The 5663-nt window shown below is 75.1% G+C and carries 4 protein-coding genes; 3 read left to right on the top strand and 1 reads right to left on the bottom strand.

All coding sequences use genetic code 11. The features are described from left to right. Positions 1-1729, top strand: a 1729-nt coding sequence (locus tag DQW06_RS16850) for a serine/threonine-protein kinase (protein WP_157983464.1), incomplete at its 5' end; no start/stop codon positions are given. A 117-nt stretch (positions 1730-1846) separates the two neighbouring features. Here DQW06_RS16850 and DQW06_RS16845 read toward each other — a convergent pair. Next, positions 1847-4045, bottom strand: coding sequence for a S9 family peptidase (locus tag DQW06_RS16845; protein ID WP_013154913.1), 2199 nt, complete (start codon positions 4043-4045; stop codon positions 1847-1849). A gap of 115 nt (positions 4046-4160) precedes the next feature. Between DQW06_RS16845 and mshB the strand changes: the two genes are divergently transcribed. Further along, entirely contained in the window at positions 4161-5027 is an 867-nt protein-coding gene (gene mshB, locus DQW06_RS16840; protein ID WP_197724895.1) for an N-acetyl-1-D-myo-inositol-2-amino-2-deoxy-alpha-D-glucopyranoside deacetylase, read from the top strand. Between the two features lie 37 nt (positions 5028-5064). Beyond that, entirely contained in the window at positions 5065-5613 is a 549-nt protein-coding gene (locus tag DQW06_RS16835) for a hypothetical protein (RefSeq protein WP_232238525.1), read from the top strand. The last annotated feature ends 50 nt before the right edge of the window (positions 5614-5663 follow it).

Below are 5663 nucleotides of genomic sequence, written 5' to 3'. Positions count from 1 at the left end.
CCACGCCCACTTCGCCGCCGACCCCGAGTTCAGGGCCCGGTTCGCCCGCGAGGTGGAGATGGTCAGGCGGGTGCGCGCCGCCTGCGCGCCCGCGTTCCTGGACGCCGACACGCGGGCCGACACGCCGTGGCTGGCCACCGAGTACGTGCCCGGGCTGACCCTGCGCCAGCACGTGCGGCGGCACGGGCCGCTCTCCGGGGGCGTCCTGCTGGCCCTGGCCGTCGGCCTCGCCGAGGCGCTCACCGCGATCCACGCGGCGGACGTGGTGCACCGCGACCTCAAGCCCGGCAACGTCATCCTGGCCCCGAGCGGCCCGAAGGTGCTCGACTTCGGGATCGCCCGCGCGGTGGAGGGCACCGCGCTCACCCGCACCGGCGGCCTGTTCGGCACCCCGGGGTGGGTGGCGCCGGAGCAGTACGAGGGGCGGGCCGCCAGCGACCGCTCCGACATGTTCGCCTGGGCGGGCCTGGTCGCCTTCGCCGCCACCGGCCGCGACCCCTTCGGCCGGGAGTCCGCCGAGGTGGTCTCCCACCGGGTCCGCAACGGCGAGCCGGATCTGGACGGGGTGCCGCCCGAACTCCTGGACCCGGTGCGGCGGGCGTTCGACAAGGACCCCGGGCGCAGGCCCACGGCGGCCGAGGTGGTCACCGAGCTCACCTCCGGCTGGAACGCCACCCGGGTCCAGCCGCTCCAGGGCGACCCGGTCACCGAGGTCGTCCCCGGCCTGCTCGCCACCGAGTGGCGGGGCGTGGAGGCTCCCACGCCCCGCCGGGTGCGCCGGTCCGGCCGGGTCCGCCGGTCCGGCCGGACGCCGCTGCTCGCGGCCACCGCGGCCGTCCTGGCCGCCGCGCTGGTCGCGACCTGGCTGGTCGTGCGCCCCGAGGACGGCCAGGAGACCGCGGGCGGGGGAGCCGCCGACGGGGGAACCGAGACCGGAGACGACACGGGCACCGGCGGGGGCGCGGCGGACACCGGGGAACCCGCCGTGCTGGCCGACCCCGAGAACGTGGAGGCGGTGGTGGGCGAGGCCGTCGAGCTGGCCCTGGGCGCGTCGAGCTTCACGGCCTACTCCGCGACGAGGGACGCCGAGATGGGCACGGGGGGCACGACCAGCTACTCCTACACCGAGGACCCCGAACCCAGGTACTTCCAGAGCCTCTACGCGGGACCGGCCACCTACGTCACCCTGGAGATCGGCGAGGGGCCCGACGACGTCCTGGCCCGCACGGACTCCAACCTGGTCGGGGTGGTCGAGGGCGCGTACTACCGCCCCGCGCCGGAGGAACTGGAGGAGGGGCCCCGGGCGGGCTGGACGACCACCGTGGAGTCCCTCCGGGCCGTCCTCGGCGAGGGGAGCCGGGTCAGCTACCAGGGGGAGTCGGCGCCCCCCGTCACCGACTACCCCCAGGACATGACCGAGGGCATGGACCTGGCCGGGCGCACGGGGCACCACTACACCGGAACCTACGTCGGGGAGGCGGCCCTGGCCCCGGGCCAGCAGGAGGCGGAGCTCACCTTCGACCTGTGGATCGGCGAGGACGGCTACCCGCAGCACTTCCAGACCTACGAGTCCGCGGAGGAGGAGGGCATCAACGGCGCCTTCATGACCGGGTACTCCACGACCGTCGGCTTCCTCCAGTTCAACGGACCCGTGGAGGTCGAGGTCCCCGAGGAGTCGGAGATCGCCGCCAGCCGCGAGGAGGCGGCCCCGCAGACCGGGACCGGCTGAGCGCCGCCCCGCACGCGGGCGCCCGTGAGGACCCCGGGAGGGGTTCCGGGGGCGGCAGCACCGCCGAACCCGCCCCGGTGCCGTGCCCTCGCGCGCGGCACCGGGGCGGGACGGGCGCTACCCCTCGCCGCGCAGGTTCTCCTTGAGGAACTCCACCTGGAGCAGCATCAGGTTCTCCGCGACCGTCGGGTCCGAGGGCGAGTGCGTCACCCCCGACAGCGGCAGCACCGTGTGCGGGCGCCCCGCCGCCATCAGCGCCGACGACATCCGCTGCGTGTGCGCGAAGGCCACGTTGTCGTCCGCCAGTCCGTGGATCATCATCAGCGGGCGCTCCAGCTTGGCCGCCTCCGCCAGGAGCGAGCTGCGCCCGTAGGCCTCCGGCTCGTCCCCGGGGGTGCCCAGGTAGCGCTCGGTGTAGTGGGTGTCGTACAGCTCCCAGTCGATGACCGGCGCGCCCGCCACCGCCGCGTGGAACACGTCCGGGCGGCGCAGCACCGCCAGCGCCGCCAGGTAGCCGCCGAACGACCAGCCGTGGATGCCCACCCGCGACACGTCCAGGAAGTCGAACCGCTCCGCCGCGTCCTCCAGCGCCGCCACCTGGTCCTCCAGGACCGGCGCGGCCAGGTCGAGGTGGACGCTCTGCTCCCACTCCACCCCGAGGCCCGGGGTGCCCCGGCCGTCCGCGATCAGCACCGCGAACCCCTGTTCGGCGTACCACTGGGCGGTCAGGTACGCCCCGCGCGCGTTGAGCACCCGCTGGGCGTGCGGGCCGCCGTAGGGCGCCATCAGCACCGGCAGCGGACGCAGCCCCTCCCGGTACCAGGACGGCAGCACCAGGGCGCTCGGGATACGGCGCTCACCGGCGCGCCAGAACTCCACGCGCGGCTCCGGCAGGTCCGGGGCCTCGGCCAGGCTCTCGATCTCCGAGCAGGACCGGCGCGTCTCGGTACCGGCGCCGCGCAGCACCACCGTGTGCGCGCCCGGGAAGTCCATCGACCGGTGCTGCACCACCAGCGTGTCACCGCGCAGCCGCCCCGAGCGCAGACCGCTGTGCGCGCCCGAGTCCGCGGACCTGCTGCACCCGTGCCCGGGCACCTCCACCGGCGCGGCCAGGCCCGTGCCCAGCTCGACCAGCCACAGCGACACGTCCCCGGGGCTCCCGGCGGGCGACCCCGAGTACAGGAGCCGGTCGCCGTCCACGTCCACCACGCCGCGCACGTACACGTCCGGGGGGCTGACCGGGGCGTCGCCGACGTAGACCCGGCGCTCGCCCCCGGCCTCGCGGCCGATCCACACCAGGTCGCCCGCACCGGTGAAGGCGGGCACGCCCGGCATCAGCTCGACCCACACGCCGTCGGACTCGGTGCGCGACTCCACCACCAGGCCGGTCGCGGGATCGGCGCTGAACAGGGTCAGCGTGCGCTGGTCGCGGCTCTGCGCGGTGAACACCACGGTCGGTGTGCCGTCCGGCCCGGTCGTCCACCCGACCGTGGCCAGATAGGGCAGGGCCTCGCGGTCCCACTCGACCCAGACCGGTTCGGGCCGCCCGTCCCCGCGCGGGCCGACCCGGAACACGGCCAGGCGCACGTCGGCGTTGGCGCCGCCCGCGGGCGGGTAGCGCAGGGCCGTCGGCTCCTGGGCGGGGTTGCCGGGGTCGGAGACGTACCAGGTGTTCACCCCGGACTCGTCCACGCGCGCGACGGCGAGCGCGGAGCCGTCCGGAGCCCACCAGAAGCCCCGGTAGCGCCCCATCTCCTCGGCGGCCACCAGCTCGGCCAGGCCCCACGTGACGTCGGGGCCGTCCGGTTCGACCACCGGGCGGTCGCCGTGGTCCGGTTCGGCGGCGGCGATGTCCAGGACGCGCACCGCGCCGCCGCTGACGTAGGCGACCCGGTCACCCGCCGGGCTGATGCGCGGGTCCACGACGGGGGTGGCGGCGGGCAGTTCGCGCGGAGCGGTGTCGTCGCCGACCAGGTCCACGTAGAACAGCCGTCCGGACAGGGTGAACACCGCGCGGGTGAACGCCTCGTCCACCGAGTACGACACGATCCCGCCGCCGCTCTCGCGCAGCCGCTCGCGGCGGGCCCGCTCCTCGGGCGGAAGGTTCTCGTCGTCGGCGCCCAGGGAGCGGGGGTCGGCGACCACCGTGTCCGTTCCCGCCCCTTCCGTGTCGTGCACCCACAGGCAGGTGGCCTTGTCCACCCCGTCGCGCCCCCGGAGGAAGGCGACGCGCCGTCCGTCCGGTGAGATCTGGAACGCGCGGGGGACACCGATCGAGAAGCGCTGCGTGCGGGCCTGTTGGCGAGGAAAGCTCATAGGCCGATTGTGTCCCATGCCGCACCCGCACGGGGAGCCGGACGGCGGCCCGACGCCCCCGTGAGGCGTGCGACGCGGGAGGTGGCGGGCGGATGCGACCGGTATCGTTCGCTACGTGACTGACAGGCGACTGATGATGGTGCACGCGCACCCCGACGACGAGAGCATCGTCACCGGAGCCACCCTGGCCAAGTACGCGGCCGAGGGAGCCGGTGTGACCCTGGTGACCTGCACGCTGGGGGAGGAGGGCGAGGTCATCCCCGACGACCTCGCGCACCTGACCTCCGACCGCGAGGGCACCCTCGGCGAGCACCGGATCGGCGAGCTGGACAAGGCCTGTCTGGCGCTCGGCGTGCGCGACCACCGTTTCCTGGGCGGCCCCGGCCGCTACCGGGACTCGGGGATGATGGGCGCGCCGACCAACGAGCACCCCCGGGCGTTCTGGGGCGCGGACGTGGAGGAGGCCGCCACGCTCCTGGCGCAGGTCATCCGCGAGGTCCGCCCGCACGTGCTGGTCAGCTACGACGAGCACGGCGGCTACGGGCACCCCGACCACATCCAGGCGCACAGGGTCGCGCGTCGGGCCTTCCTCCGGGCGGGGGAGCGGGCCATGCCCGGCACGCCCTGGCAGGTACGCAAGCTCTACGCGATCGCCCAGCCGGTCTCGCGCATCGAGGAGTCCATCGCGCGGCTGCGTGAGGAGTCCGGCTCCTTCACCCCGCCCGCCCGGGTGTCCGACATCGCCCGGGGCACCCCCGAGACGGCGGTGACCACCCGCGTGGACGCCACCGACCACTGGGCGGCCAAGGCGCTCGCGATGCGCGCCCACGCCACGCAGATCACGGTGGAGGGCGAGCGCTTCGCCCTGTCCAACGACATCGCCCAGGAGATCGACGCCGTGGAGTACTTCACCCTGCTGGTGGGGCCGACGCCGCGCATCCAGCACGGGGAGTACGAGACCGACCTGTTCGCGGGGCTGTGACCGCGACCGGTGGGAGCGAGCGTCTACCCTCGTCGCTGTGACCACCACACCTGAGACCGCAGTGCCCGCCGAGGGCGAGTCCTCCGCCGGGTTCCTGTCGCCGGTGCTGACCGGGACGACCCTCGTGGTCCTGCTGCTGCTCGGCGCCGCGGCGAGCATGCTCGGCACCACCGGCGCGGGCTGGCTGACCCGCTACTGGGGCGGGGGAGCGACGGTCCAGGCCGTGAGCGCGGTCGGACTGCTGGCCTTCCTGGTGCTGCTGTACGCCGCGTGCCGCCTGTGCGCGTGGGGCAGCCGCCGCACCTCGGGGGCGGCGGCCTTCGCGCTCGGCTACCTGGCCGCGCTGATCGGGATGATCGGCTACATGCCCGGCGGCGACATCGTGCTCACGAACCACATCATGCACAACGCGTACCTCTTCGGGGTGATGCTCGCGCTGGTGTTCGCCGTGATCCGCAGCTGGTCGTTCTCCCCGCCGCCCGGTTCTCCGGGGACCGGGGCGCCCGGAGCCGACGCGCCGTCCGCCGCCGGGGGCTACCGGCGGGCGCGGCCCTCCGCGAAGGCGCGTCCCTGGCGCGAGGGCTAGGGGCGCGGCCGCCAAAGGCGGGGGCCCGTGAGGCGCACGCCTCACGGGCC

Origin of the sequence: Nocardiopsis sp. TNDT3 (assembly GCF_003427465.1) — a bacterium.
Classification (GTDB): Bacteria; Actinomycetota; Actinomycetes; order Streptosporangiales; family Streptosporangiaceae; genus Nocardiopsis; species Nocardiopsis dassonvillei.
The sequence above is the reverse complement of the archived record's forward strand: the minus strand, read 5'-3'. Positions and strand labels throughout refer to the sequence as shown.